General features: G+C 63.1%; 21 protein-coding genes and 1 tRNA gene. 8 read left to right on the forward strand and 14 right to left on the reverse strand.

Annotation, left to right across the window (positions count from 1 at the left end):
• Nucleotides 1-53: 53 nt before the first annotated feature.
• The 6 genes from hemH to NKH43_RS05950 all read right to left on the reverse strand — a co-directional run bounded on the left by hemH (nt 54) and on the right by NKH43_RS05950 (nt 8,284).
• A complete protein-coding gene (gene hemH / locus NKH43_RS05925) occupies nt 54-1,118 on the reverse strand; it encodes a ferrochelatase (protein WP_352856990.1) in 1,065 nt (354 codons plus the stop codon).
• A 151-nt stretch (nt 1,119-1,269) separates the two neighbouring features.
• Entirely contained in the window at nt 1,270-3,405 is a 2,136-nt protein-coding gene (locus tag NKH43_RS05930) for a 5'-nucleotidase C-terminal domain-containing protein (RefSeq protein ID WP_352856991.1), read from the reverse strand.
• Between the two features lie 303 nt (nt 3,406-3,708).
• Nucleotides 3,709-4,083, reverse strand: coding sequence for an outer membrane lipoprotein Omp10 (gene omp10, locus NKH43_RS05935; RefSeq protein ID WP_023675394.1), 375 nt, complete (start codon nt 4,081-4,083; stop codon nt 3,709-3,711).
• A gap of 186 nt (nt 4,084-4,269) precedes the next feature.
• Nucleotides 4,270-5,715 carry a homospermidine synthase gene (locus NKH43_RS05940; protein ID WP_352856993.1) on the reverse strand — a complete coding sequence of 482 codons (1,446 nt, stop codon included), beginning with the start codon at nt 5,713-5,715 and terminating at the stop codon, nt 4,270-4,272.
• 122 nt (nt 5,716-5,837) lie between these two features.
• Nucleotides 5,838-7,076, reverse strand: coding sequence for a hypothetical protein (locus NKH43_RS05945; RefSeq protein ID WP_352481941.1), 1,239 nt, complete (start codon nt 7,074-7,076; stop codon nt 5,838-5,840).
• A 158-nt stretch (nt 7,077-7,234) separates the two neighbouring features.
• Nucleotides 7,235-8,284, reverse strand: coding sequence for a LacI family DNA-binding transcriptional regulator (locus NKH43_RS05950; RefSeq protein ID WP_352494711.1), 1,050 nt, complete (start codon nt 8,282-8,284; stop codon nt 7,235-7,237).
• 195 nt (nt 8,285-8,479) lie between these two features.
• Between NKH43_RS05950 and NKH43_RS05955 the strand changes: the two genes are divergently transcribed.
• Together NKH43_RS05955 and NKH43_RS05960 are read left to right on the forward strand one after the other, a co-directional pair.
• A complete protein-coding gene (locus tag NKH43_RS05955; RefSeq protein ID WP_156948115.1) occupies nt 8,480-8,806 on the forward strand; it encodes a MoaF-related domain-containing protein in 327 nt (108 codons plus the stop codon).
• Nucleotides 8,807-8,821: 15 nt separating this feature from the next.
• On the forward strand, nt 8,822-9,265 hold the full coding sequence (locus NKH43_RS05960; RefSeq protein ID WP_352481944.1) for a DUF6640 family protein: 444 nt from the start codon (nt 8,822-8,824) through the stop codon (nt 9,263-9,265).
• Nucleotides 9,266-9,363: 98 nt separating this feature from the next.
• Here the strand turns inward: NKH43_RS05960 and NKH43_RS05965 are convergent, their stop codons facing one another.
• The 6 genes from NKH43_RS05965 to NKH43_RS05990 all read right to left on the reverse strand — a co-directional run bounded on the left by NKH43_RS05965 (nt 9,364) and on the right by NKH43_RS05990 (nt 15,561).
• Nucleotides 9,364-10,302 carry a heme-dependent oxidative N-demethylase family protein gene (locus NKH43_RS05965; RefSeq protein ID WP_352481946.1) on the reverse strand — a complete coding sequence of 313 codons (939 nt, stop codon included), beginning with the start codon at nt 10,300-10,302 and terminating at the stop codon, nt 9,364-9,366.
• Nucleotides 10,299-10,586: a YciI family protein gene (locus tag NKH43_RS05970; RefSeq protein WP_023720190.1), complete on the reverse strand. Its 288-nt coding sequence runs from the start codon at nt 10,584-10,586 to the stop codon at nt 10,299-10,301. Before NKH43_RS05970 ends, NKH43_RS05965 begins: the two co-directional genes overlap by 4 nt.
• 17 nt (nt 10,587-10,603) lie before the next feature.
• Nucleotides 10,604-11,266, reverse strand: a complete 663-nt coding sequence (locus NKH43_RS05975) for an aminotransferase class IV family protein (RefSeq protein WP_352494712.1) — start codon at nt 11,264-11,266, stop codon at nt 10,604-10,606.
• Nucleotides 11,215-12,366 carry an aminodeoxychorismate synthase component I gene (locus tag NKH43_RS05980; RefSeq protein ID WP_031194349.1) on the reverse strand — a complete coding sequence of 384 codons (1,152 nt, stop codon included), beginning with the start codon at nt 12,364-12,366 and terminating at the stop codon, nt 11,215-11,217. The genes NKH43_RS05975 and NKH43_RS05980 overlap by 52 nt, the downstream gene beginning before the upstream one ends.
• A gap of 158 nt (nt 12,367-12,524) precedes the next feature.
• Nucleotides 12,525-13,334 (reverse strand): helix-hairpin-helix domain-containing protein, encoded by an 810-nt coding sequence (locus NKH43_RS05985; RefSeq protein WP_352481948.1) that lies wholly within the window; start codon nt 13,332-13,334, stop codon nt 12,525-12,527.
• A 391-nt stretch (nt 13,335-13,725) separates the two neighbouring features.
• Entirely contained in the window at nt 13,726-15,561 is a 1,836-nt protein-coding gene (locus NKH43_RS05990; RefSeq protein ID WP_352481949.1) for a M3 family oligoendopeptidase, read from the reverse strand.
• Nucleotides 15,562-15,713: 152 nt separating this feature from the next.
• On the opposite strand from NKH43_RS05990, the gene NKH43_RS05995 reads away from it, so the two are divergent.
• The 3 genes from NKH43_RS05995 (at nt 15,714) to NKH43_RS06005 (ending at nt 19,681) form a co-directional block, all read left to right on the forward strand.
• Nucleotides 15,714-17,276 carry a sigma-54-dependent transcriptional regulator gene (locus tag NKH43_RS05995; RefSeq protein WP_352856997.1) on the forward strand — a complete coding sequence of 521 codons (1,563 nt, stop codon included), beginning with the start codon at nt 15,714-15,716 and terminating at the stop codon, nt 17,274-17,276.
• Between the two features lie 359 nt (nt 17,277-17,635).
• Nucleotides 17,636-19,501, forward strand: coding sequence for a peptidoglycan L,D-endopeptidase MepK (gene mepK / locus NKH43_RS06000; RefSeq protein ID WP_352856999.1), 1,866 nt, complete (start codon nt 17,636-17,638; stop codon nt 19,499-19,501).
• A 106-nt stretch (nt 19,502-19,607) separates the two neighbouring features.
• Nucleotides 19,608-19,681 (forward strand) — tRNA-Gln (locus NKH43_RS06005).
• 59 nt (nt 19,682-19,740) lie between these two features.
• On the opposite strand, the gene NKH43_RS06010 is transcribed toward NKH43_RS06005, so the two are convergent.
• Nucleotides 19,741-20,379 (reverse strand): 2-dehydro-3-deoxy-phosphogluconate aldolase, encoded by a 639-nt coding sequence (locus NKH43_RS06010; RefSeq protein ID WP_352857000.1) that lies wholly within the window; start codon nt 20,377-20,379, stop codon nt 19,741-19,743.
• 169 nt (nt 20,380-20,548) lie between these two features.
• Here NKH43_RS06010 and trhO point away from each other — a divergent pair, with 169 nt between their 5' ends.
• Nucleotides 20,549-21,469 (forward strand): oxygen-dependent tRNA uridine(34) hydroxylase TrhO, encoded by a 921-nt coding sequence (trhO, locus tag NKH43_RS06015; protein WP_352857002.1) that lies wholly within the window; start codon nt 20,549-20,551, stop codon nt 21,467-21,469.
• Nucleotides 21,470-21,491: 22 nt separating this feature from the next.
• Here the strand turns inward: trhO and NKH43_RS06020 are convergent, their stop codons facing one another.
• On the reverse strand, nt 21,492-21,851 hold the full coding sequence (locus NKH43_RS06020) for a YybH family protein (protein WP_023720199.1): 360 nt from the start codon (nt 21,849-21,851) through the stop codon (nt 21,492-21,494).
• A 277-nt stretch (nt 21,852-22,128) separates the two neighbouring features.
• Between NKH43_RS06020 and NKH43_RS06025 the strand changes: the two genes are divergently transcribed.
• Complete coding sequence (locus NKH43_RS06025; protein ID WP_352857004.1) at nt 22,129-22,875, forward strand: tellurite resistance TerB family protein; 747 nt, start codon at nt 22,129-22,131, stop codon at nt 22,873-22,875.
• A gap of 224 nt (nt 22,876-23,099) precedes the next feature.
• The gene (locus NKH43_RS06030; RefSeq protein ID WP_352857006.1) at nt 23,100-23,855 is read left to right on the forward strand and encodes an SDR family oxidoreductase; all 756 of its coding nucleotides are present in this window, start codon (nt 23,100-23,102) and stop codon (nt 23,853-23,855) included.
• The last annotated feature ends 79 nt before the right edge of the window (nt 23,856-23,934 follow it).

Genomic DNA, 23,934 nt, shown 5'->3' on the forward strand with positions numbered 1-23,934 from the left:
AATGTTACAATCAGGTGATCACGGATTGCGGGTGCATGGACGGCGGGATCCATTCAAGCCCAGCCGGACAGCTCGCGCCGCACCATTGCCTCGATCACCGCCATGCCCTCTGCACTGTCGTTGAGGCAAGGGATGTGCGCGAACTTTTCGCCGCCGGCATGGTGGAAGGTCTCGGCCGCTTCCCTGCCGATCTCGTCCAGCGTCTCGATGCAATCGACGGAAAAGCCCGGATTGACGATGGCGACCGATTTCACGCCTTCGCGCCCCAGTCTTTCGACTGTCTTGTCGGTGTAGGGTTGCAGCCATTCCTGCGCGCCGAAGCGCGACTGGAAGGTGGTGATCAGCTTGTTCTCATCCCAGCCGAGCTTTTCGCGCAGCAGCCGCGTCGTCTCCAGGCAATGCGCCTGGTAGGGATCGCCCTTGTCGGAGTAGGATTTCGGAATACCGTGATAGGAAGCGATGACGATTTCCGGATCGAAGTCGAGGCTCGCCAGATGCCCTTCGATCGAACGGGCGAGCCCCTCGATATAGGCCGGCTCGTTGTAATAGGGGGGCACGCTGCGAATGGCCGGGGCGCGGCGCATCTTCATCAGCGCGCGAAACAACTGGTCGTTGGCGGTCGCAGTCGTCGTCGCCGAATATTGCGGATAGAGCGGGAAAGACAGGATGCGGTCGCAGCCTTGCTCGACCAGTCTGTTGGCCACGCTCTCGGTCGAAGGGTTGCCGTAGCGCATCGCCCAATCGACGATCACATGGGATAAATCGCCGAGCGCAAGCCCGAGTTTCTCGGACTGGGCACGGGTACAGGTGCGCAGCGGCGACTCGTTGCGCTCCCGGTTCCATATCCTGGCATAGTTGGCGCCCGACTTCTTCGGCCGGGTGGTGAGGACCAGGCCGTAGAGGATCGGATACCAGACCGCCTTGTTGAGTTCGATGACGCGCGGATCGGACAGGAATTCCCTGAGATAGCGCCACATCGGCTTGAAGTCGGTGCCGTCCGGCGTGCCGAGATTGATCAGCATGACACCGACCTTGCCTGTCCCGACCGGAGGGTGTCCTGCCGGGAGCGCGCCGGCGGTCGTTTCGGCTTTGCTTTCAGCAGGGTTGGCAAGCGTCATGGGGTTCTCCAACACCGCGAAACCAGCGGTGCCGCGGCGAAGGTAGCGATGCCGCGCCGGTTTTCAAATGCAGCGTCTGGCCGCACCTTATCCCAGAAATGCAGCACCCGCCCGGTTTGCCGGGCGGGTGCATTGCGTTCCTGCGGCCGGATTACTTCGAGGCCGCCGGGATAGTCAAGGTTGCGCCGACCGGCAGCCGGCGTGGCTCGTAGGCTTTGTTGGCATCGAAGATCATTTTCCATTTGGTGCCGTCGCCATAGGCCTTCACCGCGAGATCCCAATAGGTATCGCCGGCGACGATTACATGGCTGCTTTCGGCCGGTGCCGGCTCAGCCGGCTTGGCGGGCTCGGCAGGTTTTGCCGGCTCACTTGGGGCCGGTTCACTCGGGGCCGGCTGACTGGGGGCCGGCTGACTCGGGGCAGGCGCCGTCTCGGCCGGTTTGGCCGGTACAGCCGGAGCAGGGGTGGCCGGAGCCGCAGGTGCCGCCGGCTGGGCCGGCTCGGCGGGTGCGGGGGCCGCCGGCGCGGTTTCAGCCGGGACGGCCGGTGGTGTTTTGGAAATGTCGCCGGAGCCGGCCGGCATTTCGGGCATTGCCGGCTCAGCAGGCTTTATCGGCGCTGCCTCAGCAGGTTTTGGCGGTTCGGCCGGGTTGGCTGGTTCCGCGGCCGGGGCTCCGGTCGCGGCGATCTCGGTGATGCGGCCGTCGAGCTTCGGCGTATAGGGCCGGTGCGCGCCGAGGTAATCGGCGACGACCTGTTCCAGCCCCGGGCCGTAATCATAGGCGTTCTTGGCCTTCTCGGCGAATACCTTGTAGCCGTCACCGCCCTGGCGGACATAGTTGTTGGTGGCGACCAGATAGTCCTTGTCCGGTTTGATCGGCGTCCAGGCGCCGCCTTCCATGACCTCGACCGATTTGACGCGTCCATTAGGCGGCGCCGATTTGTCGAACGCATATTTCAGGCCGGCAACCTGCGGGAAGCGCCCGGCGCCGTCCTCGACCTGGCTGAGGCCGCTTTCGAGGCCGGCAACCAGATCCTTGCCGGTGATCTGGAAGGTCGCCAGCGTGTTCTGAAACGGCAGCACAGTGAGAACCTCGCCCATGGTGACGGTGCCTTGGTCGATCGAGGCGCGCAAGCCGCCGCCATTCGAGATGACGATCTCGACACCTTGGCCCTTGACCCGGTCGAGGACGGCGTCGGAGACCAGATTGCCCATCTCGCATTCGCGGGCGCGGCAGTTTTCGCGGCTGCCGTCGATCGCCTTGGTGCTCTCGGCGACTTCCTTGTTCTTCAAAGCCTCGATCGGGGCGCCGAGTTCCTTGATGCGGGCAAGCACGGCGGGGTCGGGCGTGATCGATTTGTCGAGATGAATGGGATCGCCGCTTGCCTCTTTGACGACGCCATTGTCGTCGAAGACGACCTTGAACTCGCCGAGATATTTCGAATAGGACGCCGCCTGCACGACCGGCACTTTGTAGCCGTCCGGATTGTCGACCATCGTCGGATAAGGGCCTTCCGCCTTGGGGTCGGTGTTGGACAGCAGCGAGTGGCTGTGGCCGCCGACCACCACGTCGACGCCCGGGATCTTGGCGATCACGTCGCGTTCTCGCTTGTAGCCGATATGGGTGACCGCGATGATCTTGTTGACGCCCTCTCGCTTCAGTTTCTCGACCTCGGCGGTGATCGACTTGACGTCGTCCTCGATGGCGATGTTCGGGCCAGGCGTGGCAAGCTCCGGCGTGTCGTTGGTGACCGCGCCGACGATGCCGATCTTCTGGCCGCCGACCTCGACCACGATCGACGGCTTGACGCGGTCGCCGAGCTTGGATTGCGCATTGGCCTTCACATTGGCGCCGAGCACCGGAAACTGGATCATGTCGAGGAACGGCGCCAGCGCCGACTCGCCATCGTCGAACTCATGGTTGCCGACCACCTCGGCATCGAATTTCATCTGGTTGAGGAATTCGCCTTCGGTCTTGCCCTTGTAGGTCGTGTAGAAGAGCGAGCCCTGGAAATTGTCGCCGGCGCTGAGCAGCAGCACGTTCTGGCCTTGCAGCTTCTTGCGCTCCTGCGCGATCGCGGTGACCAGGCGGCCGGCGCCGCCGACGCATTCGCCCTTGGTCTCCTCCTCGGCCGAGCAGGTCGATTCATACTTGTTGTTGCTCTCGATGCGGCTGTGCCAGTCGTTGATGTGCAGGATGTTCAGCGTGTAGTCGGCAAAGGATACGCCTGCCGACAGGCCAAGCGCCGATGCCGACAGCGCGGCGATGGCAGCGATCTTCTTCATTCTCGTCTCCCGGATAACTTGAGTACAGCGCCGCGCGTCATTTGGGACGCGCAAAGTACCAATTTTATTTTGCGCATGATCCTTTCCGAAAATCGACTCCGATTTTCGGGGTCATGCGCAGACGCGTTTAAAGCTCTTGTTTGACTGGGATGTAACAGCCCTCTCGGGCCATGTTCACATCGCGTTTCAGTCGATGCAAGCGGAAATCGGCATCAGCTTTGCCGGCGTAAAAAGGCTTTGCCGGCGTAAAAAGCGGCGGCTTGAAGCCGCCGCCCTTTTGCAAAGTCAATTCGGAATCGGATTTCAGGTGCGCCTGGTCAGCACAAAATTCTGCCCGCTCGCGCTGGTGCAATTGAGCTGGCTTGTGGAGACCATCAGGCAGTTGAAGCTGATCGGCGTCTGGCGGATCAACGAAGTGCCATGGATCTCGACCGAGGTGCCGCCGGTCATGGTGTAGCTGCCATCGGCAAGCTTCTGGCCGGTGTCGGTTGCGACGGTCGCGAAGCTGCCGCCCTTGAAGGTGGACAGGCCCGTGCCCTGCGCGTCGATCCAGGAGCCTTCAACCCCTTTGGCCGTGATCACCGGCGGCTCGCCTGAGCCGGTTGTTGTGCAGGCCGCCAACGCGACCGTAGCGGCCGCGGCAATGCCAGCCGAAAGCAGTCTTTGCGCAATCGTCATCTTCAAATCCTCTCCTCTCGCATCGGCCCGAAAATCGATCCGATTTTCGGAACGCATGATGCGCACATTCAAAGTGCTAGAGCGTACTTTGTGCGTCCAAATGGACGCACGTCGCTCTAGGCCGCCCCTCTTCAATTGCCCGATTTCCGGGCGATTGCAAGCTGGCGGAGTGTGGAGGCAACGCTGCTATCGAACGAGGATGTTGCGGAATTGCCACGGGTCTTTGGTATCGAGGTCCTCGGAAAACAGACCAGGCCGATTGTCGAGCGGTGTCCAGTCGGTATAATAGCTCCTGACCGGCCCGAGATATGGGTTCTGCACGTCGAGGCAGCGCTTGTAATCCATCTCGTCGGCTTCGACGATGCCGGCCTCGGGATTTTCCAGCGCCCAAACCATGCCGGCCAGCACCGCCGACGTGACCTGCATGCCGGTGGCGTTCTGGTAGGGCGCCAGCTTGCGCGCCTCGGCCAGCGACAACTGCGAGCCGTACCAGTAGGCGTTCTTGGCGTGACCGTAGAGCAGCACGCCGAGTTCGTCGATGCCATCGACCAGTTCGTTTTCGTCGAGCACGTGATGCACGGGCTGAGCCTCGCCGGCGGCACCGAACATCTCGTGCAGTGACAGCACGGCGTCGTTGCAGGGATGATAGGCGTAATGGCAGGTCGGGCGATACTGCACCTTGCCCTTCTTGCCGTGCAAGGTGAAGAAATCGGCAATCGAAATCGCCTCGTTATGCGTCACCAGGAAGCCGTACTGCGAACCGGGCGTCGGGCACCATGTGCGCACGCGCGTGTTGGCGCCGGGCTGCTCCAGAAAGATCGCGGCCTTCGAGCCGTTCTTGTGCTTTTTTGCGTTCTTCGGCATCCACGTCTCATGCGTGCCCCAACCGAGCTCGGCCGGCTGCAGGCCTTCCGAAATGAAGCCTTCGACCGACCAGGTGTTCCAGAACACGTTCATCGGCTTGGGTTTCTTGGTGCGCTGGGTGTCGCGCTCGGCGATATGGATGCCCTTGACGCCGGCTTTCTTCATCAGCCTGGCCCAGCCTTCGCGATCGTGCTGCGCGGGCTCCGAGAAATCGAGGCCAAGATCTGTGGCGAGGTTGACCAGCGCCTGCTTGACGAACCACGAGACCATGCCCGGATTGGCGCCGCAGCACGAGATCGCCGTGGTGCCGCCTGGGTTCTTCGCGATTTCAGTACGCACCGTCTCGCGCAGCGCATAGTTGGTGCGTGAGGCATTGTCGGCCTTTTCGTCGAAATAAAAGCCGAGCCAGGGCTCGACCACCGTGTCGATATAGAGGACGCCAAGCTTGCGGCAGAGCTTCATGAGTTCGAGCGAGGAAGTGTCGACCGACAGGTTGACGCAAAAGCCCTGGCCGCCGCCATTGGTCAAAAGCGGTGTCAGCAGCTTCTTGTAGTTCTTCTTGGTCACCGCGTCCTGCATGAAGGTGATGCCGCGCTCGTCGAGCAATTTGCGGTCGGTGTCGCGCGGGTCGATGACCGTCATGCGCGACTTGTCGAATTTGAAATGGCGCTCGATCAGCGGCAGCGTTCCCCGTCCGATCGAGCCGAAGCCGATCATCACCACAGGGCCGGTGATCTCACCGTAAACGGGCCAGTTTTCATTCACCATTTATCGATTACTCCCTCAAAAAACGCTTCGGAACAGCGGCTTGGCCGCGGCGCGACAAACCATAGATCATTGTCACAATAAAGCGAAAATCGGACGGCCGGCGTTACGCCGCGCCATCCCGGCTACGGCTCGACCAGACTTGCAAACTCCGGCTTGAAGAGGGCACGTGCCTCGGAGACCGGCAGTTCCAGCAGATCGTCGGCGCAGGCCTGGATGGCATGCGGCAGGGTCTGGAGCCCGAACACCAGAACCTGCTTGTCGCCCTCGCGCCAGAGGCTGGCAGCCAAATTTTCGTCGATCAGATCGTCGATGCCGCATTCGGCTTCGTGATCAATATCGGTCTGATCGCTCGGTTTCTTGCGCCGCTGCTTGACGAAGGAGGCGAGGGAAGGACCGGGCTTGCCATCTATCGTATCCAAGAAAATGTCCTGAAGGCCGAGCAGGACGCCGCGCCGCACATCCATGATGTAGGCGTCCGAATAGTTGGTCGGATGCGCTCCGCCGCAGAAGATGCTGCCGGACTCCCGCCAGCTCATCAGCCGCGGAGTCAGCGAGGTCACTTCGAATGTGCTGTCCTCATAGCCGCCGAGTGTGCCGCCGTTCACACCGTCAATCGGCCCGCCTTCGTTGAAACCGGCATACTGCGCCGCCACGCAGCCCAGTGCGCCGATGTTGGCGCGCCAGTGCCTGTCTTGCAGCAGAGCGTTCGCGGCCTCGATTGGAACGTCGCCGGACAGTTCGACAATGCGCGGCGTGGCAAATTTGGTGCGGGGGTCGACGACATAGCGGTAGGTTGCGTCCGGCCAACCAGTCGTCTTGCCGTTATCGAGCTGAGTGTCCACCCGCAGATAGTCATAAGGGGACGTTTCCATGGTGAGCGGCGTGTCATTGCCGAAGAACTTCATGAAGCTGAAATCGTAGAGATCGAGCGGGCTGCTGGGCTCGTTCTCGGTCACCTGCCGACTTGCGACCCGTTCCAATCTGAGCGGCAGCGCGCTCTTTCCGTTCCAGCTGCCTTCAAGGGTTTTGCCGTTACTGGATGAGGCCAGGCGCCAGACGGCGGCAATCGGCGCAGCCTTTCCGTCATCGCAATTGTCGGCGCCGCATGCCTCCTCCTCGGCCAGTTCGAACTTGCTGCCCTTTTGAGACCGGGCCTGCAGCGGGATGTCGACGCCCTTCGAGCGGTAGAAATAGCGGCCGGCCAGCGGGCCGCCGGGCGCGGCGGGGTCGCCGGTGAATTCGACGACGATATCGCTCTTTCCAAGCTTGCCGGCATAAGTCACCGGCTCCGCCTCGGCTGCTGTCGACAGTACCAGGATCGCGGCCATTAACGTGACCGGCCTGCTAAGATGCTGGATCATTTTTCCCCCAAGCCGCAAGTTACAGCTGTCTTGCGCCAGCAGTCACGGTCGGCTGTCAGGCCCTTATAGTCAAGTTGTGCCTCGTCCCGCACCTGAGGCTGCTCAGCGAAAAGACGCGGCGAGCGCCACCCCTGGTGCGGATGGCGCATCCGCCCGTTTCAGCGGGTTTTTGTCCTCGGCGCGGCTGTGGAGGCTCGAACCACCAGTTCTACCGGCAGAACGACTTGGCGGGGGGCTTCATTGTCAAGGACCATTCGGGCGGCAAGCCGGCCTTTTCCGATCACGTCTTGTGCGACAGTGGTCATCGGAGGCGTGGTGCGTGCGGATTCAGCGGTGCCATCGAAGCCGACGACCGACACGTGGCCCGGCACGTCTATGCCGCGGCGAACCGCCTCGTCCAGGATCGTGATCGCCTGCCAGTCCGACATGGTCAGGATCGCGGTTGCTTCAGGCGCCCTGTCGAACACCACTGCTCCGGCAGATGGCTCGCCCGGGATCGTCTCGATGATCGGGACATCGTCGATCGACAAATTCGCCTCCGCCAAACCCTGTTTGAAACCGTCGAGCCTTTCATCGTCGAGCGGGAAGCCGGCCAGAAGCGGGCGCGTTGCCTTTCCGGGCATGTGGACAATCGGCGGGCCGGGAGACCGGCGCACCGAAAGGATGGCAAAATGCCGGTGCCCCAGCCCGGTCAAGTGCCGGACGGCAGCAACCGCGCCACTCCTGCCGTCGATCTTTATCGAATTGATGTCGGGACCTGCGTCGCTTTCGAGAATGACGAAGGGCAGACGGCGTCTCTGGACCGAAATTATGAGACCAATGTCGGCGCTGTGACCAAGGATAAAGCCGTCAACCAGGGCATCGCGGATGCTGGCGAAGCGCGTGTTGTCGGTGCCGTTTACAAGGCTGAGCGTCGTTCCAGCCTCGTCGCAGGCGAGCGAAACGCCGAGCACCAGCTCGCGGCCGTATGGGCTTCTCATCACTTCGGAGATGGCGTAGGCGCCAGGCGGCATGAACCCGATGGCATTGAACTTGCCGTCCCGCAGCAATCGTCCTTTCGGATCGGGGCCGCCAAACCCGAGCGCTCGCGCGGCCGCTTCGACGCGCTCGCGCAATTCGGGCCTGACCAGCTCCGGCCGGTTGAAGACGTTGGAGACAGTCCCCCGGGAAACTCCGGCAGCCTTGCCGACATCGGCTAGGGTGGGCATTGGCGATTCACTCGTTTTCCCTGAGGTAGACCATTTTTTGGAGCGCTCCAAGAATTTTATTGACTCAAAACCAAAATAGGGGGATCGTGCTCCTTGGAGCGCTCCAAGAGCATATACTGAGGGTGTTTCTGCGACTGAGACACCGAGAATCGTCACATGGCATGGTCGCAGCGGCCAATGCCCAAGGAGAGGATGATGGCAGAAACCGATGCTTTTCCAGCCTCGCTCGTAGGCAAGACTTTCGACTGCGTTTTCGGCCCCTTCGTACCGCGGCTGACGTTTCTTTCGCCGCAGGAATTGCATATCCAGGCGTCGATCGGGACCACTGAAATCGACGAGGTGGTCAAGGTCGGCCTGACCAGCGTGCGTCCGAATCTCGTGCTCGCGAGTTGGACGGAGCAGAGCGGCAACTTCATTGTGCAGTTGCAGGATCACGAGAACCGGATCGTCCATAATTATGCGCGGCTGGCCGATGGGCAGCTCTTCTGTGCTCAGGGCGCCATTCAAGCCGTTCCGGCGTGAGGGGAGGAAAATGCGATGGAACTCGCTTATGACAGTCATCTGCTTGCTCGAATTCTGCTGAGCGTCGCGACCGTGGGTTACGGTGTAGCGACGATCAAAGCCGACTTGAACGCCACCCACGCCACCAATCCACTGTGGACTCCCCATGCCCGGTTTCACGTCGTCTGGCAGGTGCTGAGCTATACCGGGGTGGCGCTGATTGCCCTCGGTCTCATCTGGATCAAGGGGCAACTCGAAGCCGAGCGGCTCTATCTCGCCGGCGGATTGGCCGCGGCCATGTATGGGGCATTCTTCGCGGCCATGCTCTCGCGGTCGATCTATGGTGGCGTGCTGTATGACGAGAACGGCTACCCGCCGTTCCGGCCGCCGTTTGGACCGGCGGGCTGGCGGTGGGATGTCAACGTCACCGTCTTTACCGCGATGTCGGCGATCCTGCTGCTGGGCCTGGCTGCGATTTAGGGCAATTCCGGGAAAAGTGTGAGACGGTTTTCCGTCCGGAATTGCGCAAGAACAAAGAGGTGGAGCGGTTCGGCGTTTCCGTGAAACGATGAACTGCTCTAGGACAGCGCCAGCGCCCTAAGCCACGCGACCAGCCGGTCACGATCGGCGGTCATCCCCTTGTAGTCGAGCTGGGCCTCGTCCAGCGCCAGAAGTTGTTCGGCCAAGGACGCTGCGAGCGCCGCACGGTCGCGGTGGCGCTCCAGCACGGCGAGCGGGTCGAGATGGATGCGGATGGTGAAGAGTACGTCGCCCGAAACGGGGAGTTTTCTCAGCGTCTGCCGCTCGACGCGGATAAAGGCATGGGCGTCGATGTCACCGTCCGGGAATCTCGACGGGCGACTGCTGGCGCGGTCGATGCGTTCGACATTGGAGAGCGGATGGTAGAGCGCGTCGCCCGCCTGGATCGACCAGTTGTAGCGCTCGACGGCTTGGCCCTGGAGGCCGTCGAACATGCGGTTGATGAGATCGGCCGGGCGTGTGCCTGGACCGAAACCCGGTACCGGCGCGTGGATCTGCTGCAGCGGCTTGCCGAATTTTTCGGTCAGCGACCATGACGAGGGGAAGCAGAGCGAGCCGGCCGCCAGACGCCAGCCGCTCTCGTCGCGGCGCATCAGGATCAAATCCTCCTGCACGAGCAACGAGGCCGCGACAAGCGGCGCATCGCTGAAAGAAGCTGCGGTGCCTGAGCCTACAAGACTGTCGGTGCCGCCGATCACCACGATCCCGTTGTCGGTACGCCTGTGGGTCCCAGGAAAGTTCGCCGCCAGATGCGCACCGAGCAGATCGAGCACTTCGCGTTGGGCGTCGCGTGTGGCTTGCTCCTCGACAAAAACCTTGTCTGGAATTTCGGCATAAAGCCGGCGTTTCTCGGCAAGATAGGGCAGCAGATATTCGTCGATCTCGATCCATCTATCTAGATTGAGCGGCTTCAGCCCGATGGTGAACAGTTTCGACGAGCCGTCATAGGGTGTGTGGGTCGGTGGGCGGAAACTCATGCTTCTTTGTAGGCTTCCAGTGCGGCAGCGGCCATTCTCGCCGTGAATTCGGTGATTTCGTAATCGGCGGCGCCTGCCTTGGCGAAGGGATCGTCCGCCAGTCTGGCATCGAGCACGTCGCGTGGACCGCGCGCGATGATGATGCCGCCGGTCCTCGGCCGCTTCGGCCCGGAGGCGACAAAAATGCCTTCCGCATAACAGGCCTTCAGCCACTCGACATGCGCTTGCTGCAGGCTGTCGATCTCGGTCAGCGGCACCGTATACTTCAGCGAAACCACGAACATTGTTGTCTCCCGATGCTTCAGCCCAGCCGCGCCGGGATCAATCCGCGCAGCGAGTTGCCGACGAACAGCGCCTTGGCCGATTTCAGTTCGCTCCATGTGTAGATTGCTTCGCGGGCGCGGCCTTGATCCAGCAGTTCGCCGCGCAGGACGCCAGGCAGCAGGCCGCAATCGAGCCGCGGCGTGGCCAGCACGCCGTCGCCGAATTCGGCAAAGACATTGGTGATCGTGCCCTCGCAGATTTCGCCGCGCTCATTGGCGAGCAGCACCTCGTCGGCCCGGCCGGCGAGATATTCGGCGCGGGCGCGCGTATAGATTTGTCGGCGGCTGGTCTTGTGGCGCAGCAGCATATCGCTCGAATCAAGCCGCACGCGCGCCAGCTGCACGGTCCAGACCTTGTCTGCGGCGAGCGGCGCGTAGGGCTGCACCGAAACCGCTACATCGCCCTTGCGCGACAGGACGAGGCGAGTGCGCAACGCAATGTGCTGGCGGCCGACCGCATTCATCAGCGCTTCACCGACCCGTTGCGGGTCGCAGCCGAAGCCGAGTTCGTCTGCCGAGCCGTAAAGCCGCGCGAGATGGCGGTCGAAACGGAGGAAACCCGAGCCGGGTTCCCAGCGCATTGTTTCGATCAGTTCGAGATCGGCAGTGTTCCCGTCGCGAAACGGGCTTTCAGCAGACACTCCTGGTACTCCTCTTCGGCTGTCGAATCGAAGACGACGCCACCGCCGACATTGTAGACTGCCTCGCCATTGGCAAAGAGCGAGATGGTGCGGATCGCCACCGAAAAGCGCATCCGGCCGCCGGGGGCGATCCAGCCTATGGCGCCGCAATAGACATCGCGCGGGCCACCTTCCAGCTCGCGCAGGATCTCCATGGCACGGATCTTCGGCGCGCCGGTGATCGAACCGCAGGGGAACAGCGCGGCGAAAATCTGGCGGATGGCGAGGCCGGGCAAAAGTTTCGCCCGCACGCGGCTCACCATCTGGTGGACCGTCGGGTAGCTCTCGATGCGGAAAAGCTCCGGCACATCGAGCGTGCCAACCTCGCTGATCAGTGAGATGTCGTTGCGCAGGAGATCGACGATCATCCGGTTCTCGGCCTGGTTCTTCTCGTCGTTGCGCAAGAACGCTTTCAGGCGATCGTCCTCCGCCTTGGTGGCGCCGCGCGGCGCAGTGCCTTTCATCGGATGCGTCTCGATCATGCCTTCCGCGTCGACCTCGAAGAACAGTTCCGGCGAACGCGACAAGACGATCGGATCGCCAAGCGCGACCAGCGCCCCATACTTCACCGGCTGGCGTTCGGTCAGCGCGTTGAAGGCGTCCAGCGGATCGCCCGACCATTGCGCGTGGACCGGAAAGGTCAGATTGCCCTGGTAGCAGTCGCCCTTGCGGATGTGGTCATGCAGCCTGGCAAAGCGTTTGGCGTAGTCGTCCGAGGACCAGGCTGCCTTGGGGTCGAAGATTGGGCCGTTGCTAGCCGGCAGATCGCCTGGCGCGACCGTCTCTTCGACCGGCGGGTCGAACACGCCGAGGCAGAAAAGCGGGGCGCGGCGGCCGGCTGGCAGCAGCGGAACGAGCTTGGGCTCGAGCAGGTAGCCGGCCTCGTAGGAGAAATAGCCGGCCAGCCATTTGCCCCCATCATGTGCAGCCTGCGCGGCTTCAAGCGCCGGCAGGAAGTCCGCCTCGCCATGCGCCGAGATGATCTCGGCCGGCCGGTCGAAAACGAGCTGACGCGCGGTCTCGTCGTTCCGGAAAATTGCAAAGGGCAGGGGCAGGGACATAAGGCTCGGATGCTGCGGTCACCAGCGATCGATCTATATGGGGGCTCGACCGTGCGCAATCGAGGGAACGGCGTCTCAAGACGCAAAGGCGCGGCGGGGCAAAAACAAAAGCGGCGCCCGAGAGCGCCGCCTTGTTCCAAATGCCGCCTTGCGATGGATCAGGTGTTGCTGGCTTCCCCCGCGGTCGGGAAGCGGCGCGCAAATTCCTTTTCGTCGCCGGCGGCAAGCAGTTTCGCCTGCTCGATCCAGCGTTCACGTTCGATGCGGCCGTCGAAATTCAACGTCGCCTCGATCCGCCTGACATCGTCGGGCGTCCAGGCGGCGATCTGGGCATAGGTCGTGACCCCAAGCCCTTTGAGCAGCCGCTCGTTGGTCGGGCCGATGCCGATCAGGCGACGCAGATCGTTGGCTTTGCCCGCCGCTGCGGTCGTTGCGTTGCCGGTCGCGGCTTTCTTTGCCGCCGGCGCAGCCTTGCTTGCCGCTGGCGCAGGCTTTTTTGCCGCTGGCGCAGTCTTGGGTGCGGCGCTCGCTTTCGATGCAGCCGGCTTCGGCGTTGCCGTTTTCGCCGCACTTGTGCGTGGCGCGGTCGCAGCCTTGGCCGTTGCAGATTTCTTCGGCGCCGGTTTGGCCGGCGCGGATGTCGACATCAGGGTTGACGGTGCCTGCATCGCCGCCTTGGTCGCGCCGGCCTTGGCGGCTGGCGCCTTGGCTGTTGCCGCCTTCGCGGTTGGCGCCTTGGCGGCCGGCGCCTCGCCCAGCCGCCGCTCGAGGTCGGCGCGGGCGCGGCCGCATGCATCCAACTCACCGGTCAGACGGTCGCTATCGGCCCGCAATCTGTCGCGTTCGCTGCGCGTGCGGTCGAGATCGCCGCGCAAACTGTCGAGTTCGCCACGCAGGCGTCCCCAAATGAACCAGCCAACCAACACACCTACCAGGAACGCCAGGAGCATGTAGAAAAAAGTGCCCATTGTCTTTCTCTCTCCAGTCCGATCCGTCCGCCCTGGCCTGTGGAGCCATGACCTCGGCGAAGGACCATTCGATGGTGGTTCCGCAATTTGCAGAACAGCCGGCTTCGATCGAGCTGTCGGCGACCGGTTTGCCCCTGGCCAACAACCGTTGTCGCATCCGCCGACGCGCCATGACCGGTCGGGACTTTCCGACCGGATCCATTCGTGCCCGGCTGAGCTTGAGGGCGGACGCTATCATACAGCTTACGGGAATCTAACGGAAAACTTCCATGGAAAGTTATTTAAGAACAAATATCCAAGACAAGAATAGAACCATCGTCAATATGCATTGCAGCTAAACTGTTCTGGAAAACCCGGTCACCCGGTGTTGCGCATCACCCAGTGTTGCGCATCACTTGTCCAGTGCTTCCAGCTCGTCGATCAGTCCGCTGATCACACCAAGCCCGATCTGCCAGAAGGCAGGGTCCGCCGCGTCAAGGCCGAACGGCGCCAGAAGCTCGGAATGATGCTTGGTGCCGCCGGCGCGCAGCATGGCAAAATATTTCTCCTGAAAGCCGCGCTCGGCGTTCTGGTAGACCGCGTAGAGCGAGTTCACCAGGCAATCGCCGAATGCATAGGCATAGACGTAGAAAGGCGAGTGGATGAAGTGCGGGATATAGGTCCAGAAAACCTCGTACCCCTCGCGTAGCTTGATCGCCGGCCCGAGGCTTTCCGCCTGCACTTCCAGCCAGAATTGGCCGAGCTTGTCGGAGGTCAATTCGCCGCTCTTGCGCTCGGCATGCACCTTGCGCTCGAACTCGTAGAAGGCGACCTGGCGCACGACCGTGTTGATCATGTCCTCGACCTTCTGGGCGAGCATGGCCTTGCGTTCGCGCTTGTCGGTGGTCTGCTCGAGCAACGAGCGAAAGGTCAGCATTTCGCCGAACACCGATGCGGTTTCGGCCAGCGTCAGCGGCGTCGACGCCATCAGGGCGCCCTGGCCGCCGGCCAGCACCTGGTGCACGCCGTGGCCGAGCTCGTGCGCCAGCGTCATCACGTCGCGCGGCTTGCCCATGTAGTTGAGCAACACATAAGGATGCGCCGAAGGCACGGTCGGATGGGCGAAGGCACCAGGCGACTTGCCGGGTCTCACCGGTGCATCGATCCAGTTGCGGTCGAAGAAAGTTCTGGCGATCTCCGCCATGTCGGGTGAAAAGCGCTGATAGGCGGAAAGCACGGTGTTCTTGGCCTCGTCCCAGCCGATGACCGCCTGCGGGGTCTCCGGCAGGGGCGCGTTTCGGTCCCAATGGTTCATCACGTCCATGCCGAGCCAGCGCGCCTTCATCGCATAATAGCGATGCGACAGGCGCGGATAGGCGTCGCGAACCGCCGCGGCGAGTGCGTCCACCACGCTGCGTTCGACGCGGTTGGCGAGATGGCGGGAATCGGCAATGTCCTCGAAGCCCCGCCAGCGGTCGGAGATCTCCTTGTCCTTGGCCAGCGTGTTGGTAATCAGCGTGAAGACGCGCAAATTCTTGCGGAAAGTTGCGGCCAGCGCTTCGGACGCCCGGCGGCGCACCTCGCCGTCGGCGTCCTGCAGGCGATTGAGCGCCGGCTCAAGCGTCAACTCCTCGCCGTCGAGGCCGAAGCGCAAATCGGTCATCGTCTCGTCGAACAGGCGGTTCCAGGCCCCGCGCCCGGTGATCGACTTTTCGTGGAAGAGTTGCTCGATGCGGTCTTCGAGCTGATATGGCTTGTCCTTGCGCAGATCGAGCACCCAGGGCCGGTAGTGGGCGAAGGCCGGATCGGCGGCGAGTGCGTTTTCGATCGCGCCATCGTCGATGAGGTTCAGCTCGAGCGCGAAAAACAGCAGGTGCGCGCTGGCATCGGTCATCTTTTCCTGGATGTCGCCATAGAGCTTGGCGCGCTGCGGATCCGACGTGTTGCCGGCATAGACAAGCCCGGCATAGGAGACGATCCGGCCGATCAGCTCCTCCAGCGCTTCATAGGCCTGGAGCGCCTCGCCCAGCCTGCCGGCGCTGCCACGCCCGGCCTCGGCGGCGAGCGTGCCTTTCCAACGGCTCTCGAAGGCGATGGCATCGGCGGCGGCCTTGGCGATGTCGCGCTTCAACTCGGGCGCTTCCATGCCCGAATAGAGATCGGCCAGATTCCATTCCGGCAGGTCGCCAAGCTCCGCCACGCCCTGACTGGACGCCGCCGCCAGCTTTCGAGCAAAAACCATGCGCATTGCCGATCCTTCCAAACACGAAAATTCGAGGAAACGAGAAGCCGGTCAAATCCTAAGGAATTCATTCACCGGGTTTTTTGAAAGCTTATTTAGAACCCTGTGCCAAGATGATCCATAGGGCGCATTCTCGGGCGGGCACGGTCGGATCAGTCATGGCAGCTTCCATACTCATAGTCGATGACGATCCGGTGCAGCGCAGGCTGCTCGAGGCAGCGGTGACGAAATTCGGCCACACCGCGATCGTCGCCGATGGCGGCGAGGCCGGTCTCGATGTTGTCGACGGGCCCAATGCGCGCGACGTCTCGGTGGTCATCCTCGACCTGATGATGCCGGGCCTCGATGGCATCGGCGTGCTGAAGGCAATGCGCGAGCGCGGCATCCACATCCCCGTCATCGTGCAGACCGCCCAGGGCGGCATCGAAACCGTCGTTTCGGCAATGCGTCACGGCGCCTTCGACTTCGTCGTCAAGCCGGCCTCTCCCGACAGGCTGCAGGCGTCGATCGGCAATGCCCTCAAGGTCGAAGCGCTCGAAGGCGAAGTGAAGCGCTCGTCACGGCAGCGCGGCGGCCATCTGACGTTCAAGGACATGATCACTCACAGTCCGGCGATGGATCGGGTGATCCGGCTCGGCCGCAAGGCGGCGGCGTCCAACATTCCGATCCTGATCGAGGGTGAATCCGGCGTCGGCAAGGAACTGGTGGCGCGCGCCATCCAGGGCAGCGGCGACCGCCGCTCGAAACCCTTCGTCACCGTCAATTGCGGCGCCATCCCCGACAATCTGGTCGAATCGATCCTGTTCGGTCACGAAAAGGGCTCGTTCACCGGCGCCACCGAAAAACACACCGGCAAGTTCGTCGAAGCGCATTCGGGCACGCTGTTCCTCGACGAAATCGGCGACCTGCCGCTCGACGTGCAGGTCAAGCTGTTGCGCGCCGTACAGGACGGCGAAGTCGATCCGGTTGGCGGGCGCTCGACCGTCAGGGTCGACATCAGGCTGATCTCGGCAACCCATCGCAACCTGCTGCAGCAGGTCAAGGACGGCAAGTTCCGCGAGGATCTGTTTTATCGTCTGAACGTCTATCCGATCTTCGTGCCGCCATTGCGCGACCGTCGCGACGACATTCCCCATCTGGTCGAGCACTTCATGGAGAAGGTGGCGCCCGCCGATCCGCGCCACCGTCTGCGAGGCATCTCGGCTGCGGCGCTCGCCATGCTGCAGGCCTATGACTGGCCGGGCAATATAAGGCAGCTCGAAAATGCCGTCTTCCGGGCTTCGGTGCTCGCCGAGGGCGACATGCTGACCGAAGAAGAGTTCCCGCAGATCCGGGCGCAGGTCGAGGGCACGGTCAATCTCGATGCGGATATCGCCTCGCCAGCTTCAGGAGGGCCAGCTTCAGGGTGGCCAGCTTCCGGATTGGCTTCGGGCAGCCTGCCGCGTGATAACGTCCCGGCCGCCGTCGGCGCCGCCGCGGCCGAGCCCAACGCGCCGGCCAGACCCCGCTTCGGCACGCTGCGGGCGCTCGACGAGCGCGGCAATGTGCGTGCGCTGGCCGATGTCGAGCTCGAAATGATCAAGCTCGCCATCGACCACTACAACGGCCAGATGAGCGAGGTCGCCCGCCGCCTCGGCATCGGCCGGTCGACGCTCTACCGCAAGCTCAAGGAATACGGCATCGACCCGGAGACCGGCCGTGTCGAGAGGCTCGCTTCCTGAGTCACAGGGCCAAGCCGGTTCTCATCCGGACATCATTCCAGGCAACTGAGTCTCGTAATGACGTGTTCGCCGCAATGTTCACGTATTAAGGCGGACGGTAACAGATCGTGTTTCGAGCTGGCGCCAAAACATGATCTAAACCAGCGGTTTACCAAGATATCCTGCGCAATATTTTTGGCGGGATATCGCCACGGTGTTACCGCATTTCGGCTTCAATAAGCGATGATTAACCATTAGGATCGATATTCGGATGCACATCTAACGCATCCGTTTGGTCAAATCCGGGGACAAAACGGCAGCCTGCAAGGCCTTTTGATTTGAACAGAATCGAACGACACAAAAACGGGCGGCATTATCACATGAGCGTCTGGCCGAGATGGCTGGCAGCGGTGATTGTTGCCGTCGGGTTGCTTGCAGCGGCGGCAACCGGCGCCAGCGCCGAGACACGTTCGCTGAAGCTCTATCATCTCCACACGCATGAAAAGGCGGAGATCGTCTACAAGCGCAACGGCCGCTACGATCAAGCGGGCTTGCGAAAGATCAACATCATCCTGCGCGACTGGCGTCGCAACGAGCCGACCAAGATGGATCCGCGCCTGCTGGACCTGGTCTGGGAAGCCTATCGGGAGAGCGGCGCCACCGACTATATCCAGGTCGTCTGCGGTTATCGTTCGCCGTCGACGAATTCGATGCTGCGCAGCCGCAGTAGGGGCGTCGCCGAGAAGAGCCAGCACATGCTCGGCAGGGCGATGGATTTCTACATTCCCGGTGTGCCGCTGAAGAAGCTGCGCGACATCGGCCTCAGGATGCAGGGCGGCGGCGTCGGCTATTATCCCAGCTCCGGCTCGCCCTTCGTGCATATGGATGTCGGCAATGTGCGCCACTGGCCCGGCATCAGCCGCCAGGAACTGGCGCGCGTGTTCCCCAACGGCAAGACGCTGCATGTGCCGAGCGACGGCAAGCCGCTGCCCGGTTATCAACAGGCGCTCGCCTCCTACAAGGCCCGTAAGGGCGCCGGCGCGCCGGCCATCGAACTGGCCAGCGCAAGCGGCGGTGGAAAAAAATCCCGCAGCTTCCTGGCAGCCTTCTTCGGCGGCGGCGACGACGAGGCGGACGACAGCGCCGATGTGGCGATGGCCGAGCCAGCGCCAAAGCCCCGTAACGTGAAGCCAGCGCCGTCGGCCAAGAGCAGCAATCTGCCTGGCATCGCCATCGTGGCGCCTCGGGATGCCAAGCGTGCCGAGATTCCGGAAGTCGCCGATGCTCCGGCGCCTGCGCCTGAACCGGAGAACGACACGCCGGAGACGATCATCGCGGCATTGCCGGCGCGCAGCATTCCGCTGCCCGATTTTGCTCCGCGCCCGAAGGCCGACATCGGTGCCCAGCCGCCGGAAAACGTTCCGTTCGGCGTGGCGGATGCGACTGCATCCACCGAACAGGCGGTGGCAACCGCGCAAGCGTCGGCAAGTGTGGCGCCGGCAAGTGTGGCGTCGGCAAGTGTTCCGTTCGGCATGGCAGACGCGTCGGCTACGGCCGGCCCGGTGCAGGTCGCGACAAACAACATTCCCGTGCCGAGCTGGCGGCCCGATCATTCGCTGCCGGCCGATCTTTCGTCGGCTGGTCTTGCGCCGCAGGACAAGCAAGTGTTGCTGGCGCTCGCGAGTGCGGCCGAGCGGAGCAACACCGCCACCGATGCATTCTCGGTATTGCCGTCGGCGCGGCCCGACAGTTCGCAGCCCGACGAGGTCAAGGCCGTTCTGGAACGGGTCAGCGCGACCGACGAATACAAGGTCGCTTCGCTTTCCGAGCAAGCATCGGTGTTCGAGGAACCGGCGAGCGACGACGCATCGAGCGACGGGGCGTCGCCGCGCAAGGCCATCGTTGCCCGCCCGGCCGGCTCCGATCCGACGGCCGTCATCGGCGCGGGCGTGAAGACCACACGCAAGGAACCCAGGGCCACCGCCCGCGACCTGAAACCCGGTCCCAAGCCGGTGGTGGTCGCTGCCGCGCCGCAGGCTGCCCGTTGGGCGCTGCACAGCGGCGAGTATGTCGCGACCGTTTCAGACGCGACAACGGCGCCGCGCTATGCTTACGACTTCGTCCGTACGGCACCGAGCGAGGTCTATACCGTCGGCTTCCAGCCGGGCAACGAGATGGCCGACGCCAACCGGTTCACCGGCAAGGCCGTCAAGTTCATGTCGGTGGCCCGCTTCCAGACCGAATAACAGCTGGGCAAATATCGTAAAGGCCGCGCTGGGCACCCCGCGCGGCTGCCGCCACCGCCGGCACTGGCTTCCTTCGTGCCGGGATGCTAATCAACTACCAGCATTCTCCCGCTTCGTCTAATGGTAGGACAGCGCCCTTTGAAGGCGTGAATCGTGGTTCGAGCCCATGAGCGGGAACCAGCCGGCGAACCAGATCGGCAGCAGAGCCAGATCGGCAGCGGCTTTTCATGCAGAAGATGCTAACGCCCGAGCTTGCTCGCGGCGCGCGCCAAGGCTTCGATCTCGTCCCATTTGCCGGCCTTGACCAGATCGTCCGGCGCCACCCAGGAACCGCCGACGCAGATGACGTTGGGCAGGCTGAGATAGTCGGCGGCATTCTGGCCGGTGATACCGCCGGTCGGGCAGAATTTCACGTCGGCGAGCGGCGAGGCGAAGGCCTTGAGCGAGGCGATGCCGCCCGACTGTTCGGCCGGGAAGAATTTCAGAAAGCGCAGGCCGGCTTCGCGCGCGGCCATGACCTCTCCCGGCGTGATGGCACCGGGCAGCAACGGCACTTCGCTGTCCTTGGCTGCCGCGAGAAGCTCGCGGGTGATGCCGGGGCTGACGATGAACTTCGAACCGGCGGCCGCCGCCTCGCCGAACTGGCGGGCGTCCAGGATGGTGCCGGCGCCGACGACGGCGTCTTCGACCTCGCCCGCCACCCGGCGGATCGCCTCCAGCGCGTCGGCGGTGCGCAGCGTAATCTCGATCGCCGGCAGGCCGCCGCGGGCCAACGCCCGGGCCAGTGGCACCGCGTCCGCGGGATTGGCGATCTTCAGCACCGGTATGACCGGCTGGCCGTCGAGGAGCGACAGGAGCTTTTCGGTCGTGCTGGGCATTCGTCGTCTCTCCTCTGTTGATCAAGTCGACCGGTTAGCAGAAGGCGGTTTTTCTGTCCACGAAACGCGGCGTGTCGCGATGTCACGCGTGGTGTTCGCAACCCGTCGCGAGCAGACCGCTCTCGGCTCTGCCTTGATCCGGCTGTCGTGAGCGTTTAGTGGCTTGGCGATGACACTGTCCAGCCAAGCCTTCCGTGTTGCCGCGCTTTACCGCTTCGCCCGGCTCGACACCTTCGAGGCGCTGCGTGCGCCGCTCGCCGCCTTCTGCTGCGCACGCGGCATCAAAGGCACGCTGCTTTTGGCGCGTGAGGGCGTCAACGGCACGGTCGCCGGCAGTGAAGCGGCAATCGCGGCGCTCATCGGTCATCTCGAATCCATCGAAGGTCTCGCCGGCCTCGAGATCAAATACAGCAGCGCCGCAGCGATGCCGTTCCACCGCATGAAGGTGCGGTTGAAGCGCGAGATCGTCACCATGGGCGTGGACAATATCGACCCGGCGGCAGGTGCGGGCACCTATGTTGCGCCGGCCGACTGGAACGCATTGATCTCGGATGCAGGCACCATCGTCATCGATACGCGCAACGCCTACGAGGTGTCGCTCGGCACCTTCAAGGGCGCTGTCGATCCCGCCACCACCAGCTTCCGCGAATTCCCGGCCTGGGTCGAGCAGCATCGGCATGAGCTCGAGGGGCGCAAGGTCGCCATGTTCTGCACCGGCGGCATACGCTGCGAGAAGGCGACGGCCTATGTGAAGTCGCTTGGCTTCGAGGATGTTTTCCACCTCAAGGGCGGCATTCTGAAGTATCTCGAAGACGTGCCCGCCGAACAGAGCCTCTGGCAGGGCGAATGCTTCGTTTTCGACGAGCGCGTTTCGGTATCGCATGGGTTGGTCGAAGGCGAGGCCGAACTCTGCCGCGCCTGCCGGCATCCGCTAGCCGCAGAAGACCGGCTGTCGCTGGAATATGCAACCGGCGTTTCATGCCCGCATTGCTTCGATGCCCGCTCGGAGGAGGATCGCGCCCGCTATGCCGAGCGCCAGCGCCAGGTCGAGCTGGCGCAAGCGCGCGGCGGTCGTCACATCGGAAGTTAGCTTCACGTCAAGCAACTTCACGTTAAGCAACAGAGAAGCGATCGATGACCCACAGCCATGTCCCGTCGTTCTGCCGGCGTGCGACCTCGGTGGTGATCGTGCCGTCGGGAAGCCGGGTCGAGGTGAGCGCGAGGTCGCCATTGATGACAGCCGGACGCTGATCTCCGGACTGAAATTTTCGTCCGGTTGCGGTGATCTCCGCGAACAGCGTTTGGATGGCTTCGCGGCCGAACGTCAGTTGTCCGCCACCGCTGTCGATGACTGCATGCGGCTCAAAAAGCGCGGCCATGCCGTCAATGTCTCCGACCCATTGCCGTGAAATCAGCAGGCGCTCCAGTTCCTGGGGATCGCGTGCCGGCTGGCGGTCAGTCTCATCGGTCATGCCAGGCTCCTCGCAAGCGACATGCCGCGACATTACTCGAAGTCGGGGCTGGTTTCGACACTTCCAAGGTCCACAGCACTGCATGTTTTTAGGGTGCGGAAGGAGGCTGAAGCAGTTTGATTTCCGTGTGAAATCCCAGCAGATGTCGGTGCGAGGTCACGCGTGGCAGCGGGCAAAAGGATGCACCGCGTCATTGTAATGTCAAACTGCGGGACCTAGGTCTTCGACGTGCAAACCTGCCCGCGCACCTTCGGCCGGGCCAATTCTGGAGGCATAGATGTTCGATCCCAAGAAGCTCCTCGACGACCTGCTCGGCTCGCAAGTTCCCGGTACCGGATCGACCGTCCGTGACAAGGCGGGGCAGGCGGTGCAGATGGCCAAGGACAATCCGCTTGCCGCCGGTGCGCTGGCCGCGGTGCTGCTCGGAACTGGCCCAGGCCGTCAGGTCACCGGTGCGGCGGTGAAGCTCGGCGGCCTGGCCGCGATCGGCGGCCTCGCCTACAAGGCTTACCAGAACTACAAGAGCGGCAACGCGCCGGCCGAAACGCAAGCCGCCGGTGAACCGGAATTGCTGCCGCCGCCGGCCGATACCGCCTTCCATCCGTCGCAAGCGCCGCAGGGCGAAGACGAATTCACGCTGACGCTGGTCAGGGCGATGATCTCGGCGGCGAAGGCCGACGGTCATGTCGATGACGAAGAGCGGCAGAAGATCGCCGGCAAGCTCAGCCTCGCCGGCGTCGGTGCCGAAGCGGAGAAATTCCTGATGTCGGAACTGGACGCACCGCTCGATCTGGATGTGCTGATCGCCGGCGCCAGGACCGATGCGCAAAAGCTGGAACTCTACACCGCCTCGCGTCTTGCCATCGATCCGGACACGCGGGCCGAACGCGGCTATCTCGACCTGCTTGCCGGCCGCCTCGGCCTGCCGGACGCGCTGGTCGACCATGTCGAGGCGACGGTGACGGCGGCGACGGTGCCCGCAGCGGGCAGCACGGCGAAGCCGGTGACCGGTTCGCGCTGGTAGCTTGAAGGGGAGAGCCTCGGAGCGCTCGGCGGCATTGGCGTTAGCTTCTCGTTAATCCGGTGAGCGCATGATTTCAGGCAGTCGGATCGGCTTTCCTCCTCCCAAGCCCGGTTCGGATCAGGGGCGGTCGCCAATGGCCGCCCTTTTTGCGAGCACAGGCCTTGGGCCGGCTTGCCATGGTTCCCGTCATTTGCGATGCCTCATCCCTTTCAGGGAGTACAGCCATGACCGACTATAAAACCGCCATCGTCACCGGGGCCGGTACGGGCATCGGCAAAAGCGTCGCTACGGCGCTGCTCAAGGCCGGCTGGAATACGGTCTTCTGCGGTCGCCGCAAGCCGGTGCTGGAGGAGGCGATTGCCGCGGCCGGGCCGACACAGGCCAAGGCATTGGCGGTCGCCTGCGACATCAGCAAGGCCGCTCAGGTCGACGATCTGTTCGAGACGGTGGCAGCGGCCTTCGGGCGCGTCGACCTGCTCTTCAACAATGCCGGCACGAGCTACAAATCGACATTGATCGACGATATCCCGGTTGAAGTGTGGAACGACGTTGTCGGGGTCAATCTCACCGGCTCGTTCCTGTGTGCTCGCGGCGCGTTCGGCGCCATGCGCAGGCAGCAGCCGATGGGCGGCCGCATCATCAACAACGGCTCGGTATCGGCCTATGCGCCACGGCCGGGCTCGGTGCCCTATACGGCGACCAAGCACGCCATCACCGGGCTGACCAAGACGCTGGCGCTGGACGGCAGGCCCTTCGACATTGCTTGCGGTCAAATCGACATCGGCAACGCGCTGACCGACATGGCGCAAGCGATGACGGTCGGCGTGCCGCAAGCCAACGGCACCATTGCCGCCGAAGCGGTGATGGATGTCGAGCGCGTCGCCGATGCCGTCCTTCACATGGCCAGCCTGCCGCTCGACGCCAACGTGCTGTTCATGACCGTGATGGCGACCAAGATGCCGTTTGTCGGCCGCGGCTAGTCTCAGCCCGGTCGCGTTCGACCGGCCTCATGCGACGCGCTTTAGGTTCTTGTTTATGCATGTCGTTATCACAAACCGC

Origin of the sequence: Mesorhizobium sp. M1163 (genome assembly GCF_040318415.1) — a bacterium.
Taxonomy (GTDB): domain Bacteria; phylum Pseudomonadota; class Alphaproteobacteria; order Rhizobiales; family Rhizobiaceae; genus Mesorhizobium.

Bases quoted from the DNA above. Each gene is read 5' to 3' on its own strand.
- NKH43_RS05985 (WP_352481948.1), bottom strand. From the start codon at position 13,334: ATGGGCACTTTTTTCTACATGCTCCTGGCGTTCCTGGTAGGTGTGTTG.
- NKH43_RS06010 (WP_352857000.1), bottom strand. From the start codon at position 20,379: ATGCCCAGCACGACCGAAAAGCTCCTGTCGCTCCTCGACGGCCAGCCG.
- NKH43_RS05930 (WP_352856991.1), bottom strand. From the start codon at position 3,405: ATGAAGAAGATCGCTGCCATCGCCGCGCTGTCGGCATCGGCGCTTGGC.
- trhO (WP_352857002.1), top strand. From the start codon at position 20,549: ATGACACTGTCCAGCCAAGCCTTCCGTGTTGCCGCGCTTTACCGCTTC.
- NKH43_RS05995 (WP_352856997.1), top strand. From the start codon at position 15,714: ATGGCAGCTTCCATACTCATAGTCGATGACGATCCGGTGCAGCGCAGG.
- mepK (WP_352856999.1), top strand. From the start codon at position 17,636: ATGAGCGTCTGGCCGAGATGGCTGGCAGCGGTGATTGTTGCCGTCGGG.
- NKH43_RS05955 (WP_156948115.1), top strand. From the start codon at position 8,480: ATGGCAGAAACCGATGCTTTTCCAGCCTCGCTCGTAGGCAAGACTTTC.
- hemH (WP_352856990.1), bottom strand. From the start codon at position 1,118: ATGACGCTTGCCAACCCTGCTGAAAGCAAAGCCGAAACGACCGCCGGC.
- NKH43_RS05980 (WP_031194349.1), bottom strand. From the start codon at position 12,366: ATGTCCCTGCCCCTGCCCTTTGCAATTTTCCGGAACGACGAGACCGCG.
- NKH43_RS05960 (WP_352481944.1), top strand. From the start codon at position 8,822: ATGGAACTCGCTTATGACAGTCATCTGCTTGCTCGAATTCTGCTGAGC.
- NKH43_RS05970 (WP_023720190.1), bottom strand. From the start codon at position 10,586: ATGTTCGTGGTTTCGCTGAAGTATACGGTGCCGCTGACCGAGATCGAC.
- NKH43_RS06020 (WP_023720199.1), bottom strand. From the start codon at position 21,851: ATGACCGATGAGACTGACCGCCAGCCGGCACGCGATCCCCAGGAACTG.
- omp10 (WP_023675394.1), bottom strand. From the start codon at position 4,083: ATGACGATTGCGCAAAGACTGCTTTCGGCTGGCATTGCCGCGGCCGCT.
- NKH43_RS05965 (WP_352481946.1), bottom strand. From the start codon at position 10,302: ATGAGTTTCCGCCCACCGACCCACACACCCTATGACGGCTCGTCGAAA.
- NKH43_RS05990 (WP_352481949.1), bottom strand. From the start codon at position 15,561: ATGCGCATGGTTTTTGCTCGAAAGCTGGCGGCGGCGTCCAGTCAGGGC.
- NKH43_RS05950 (WP_352494711.1), bottom strand. From the start codon at position 8,284: ATGCCCACCCTAGCCGATGTCGGCAAGGCTGCCGGAGTTTCCCGGGGG.
- NKH43_RS06030 (WP_352857006.1), top strand. From the start codon at position 23,100: ATGACCGACTATAAAACCGCCATCGTCACCGGGGCCGGTACGGGCATC.
- NKH43_RS06025 (WP_352857004.1), top strand. From the start codon at position 22,129: ATGTTCGATCCCAAGAAGCTCCTCGACGACCTGCTCGGCTCGCAAGTT.
- NKH43_RS05945 (WP_352481941.1), bottom strand. From the start codon at position 7,076: ATGATCCAGCATCTTAGCAGGCCGGTCACGTTAATGGCCGCGATCCTG.
- NKH43_RS05940 (WP_352856993.1), bottom strand. From the start codon at position 5,715: ATGGTGAATGAAAACTGGCCCGTTTACGGTGAGATCACCGGCCCTGTG.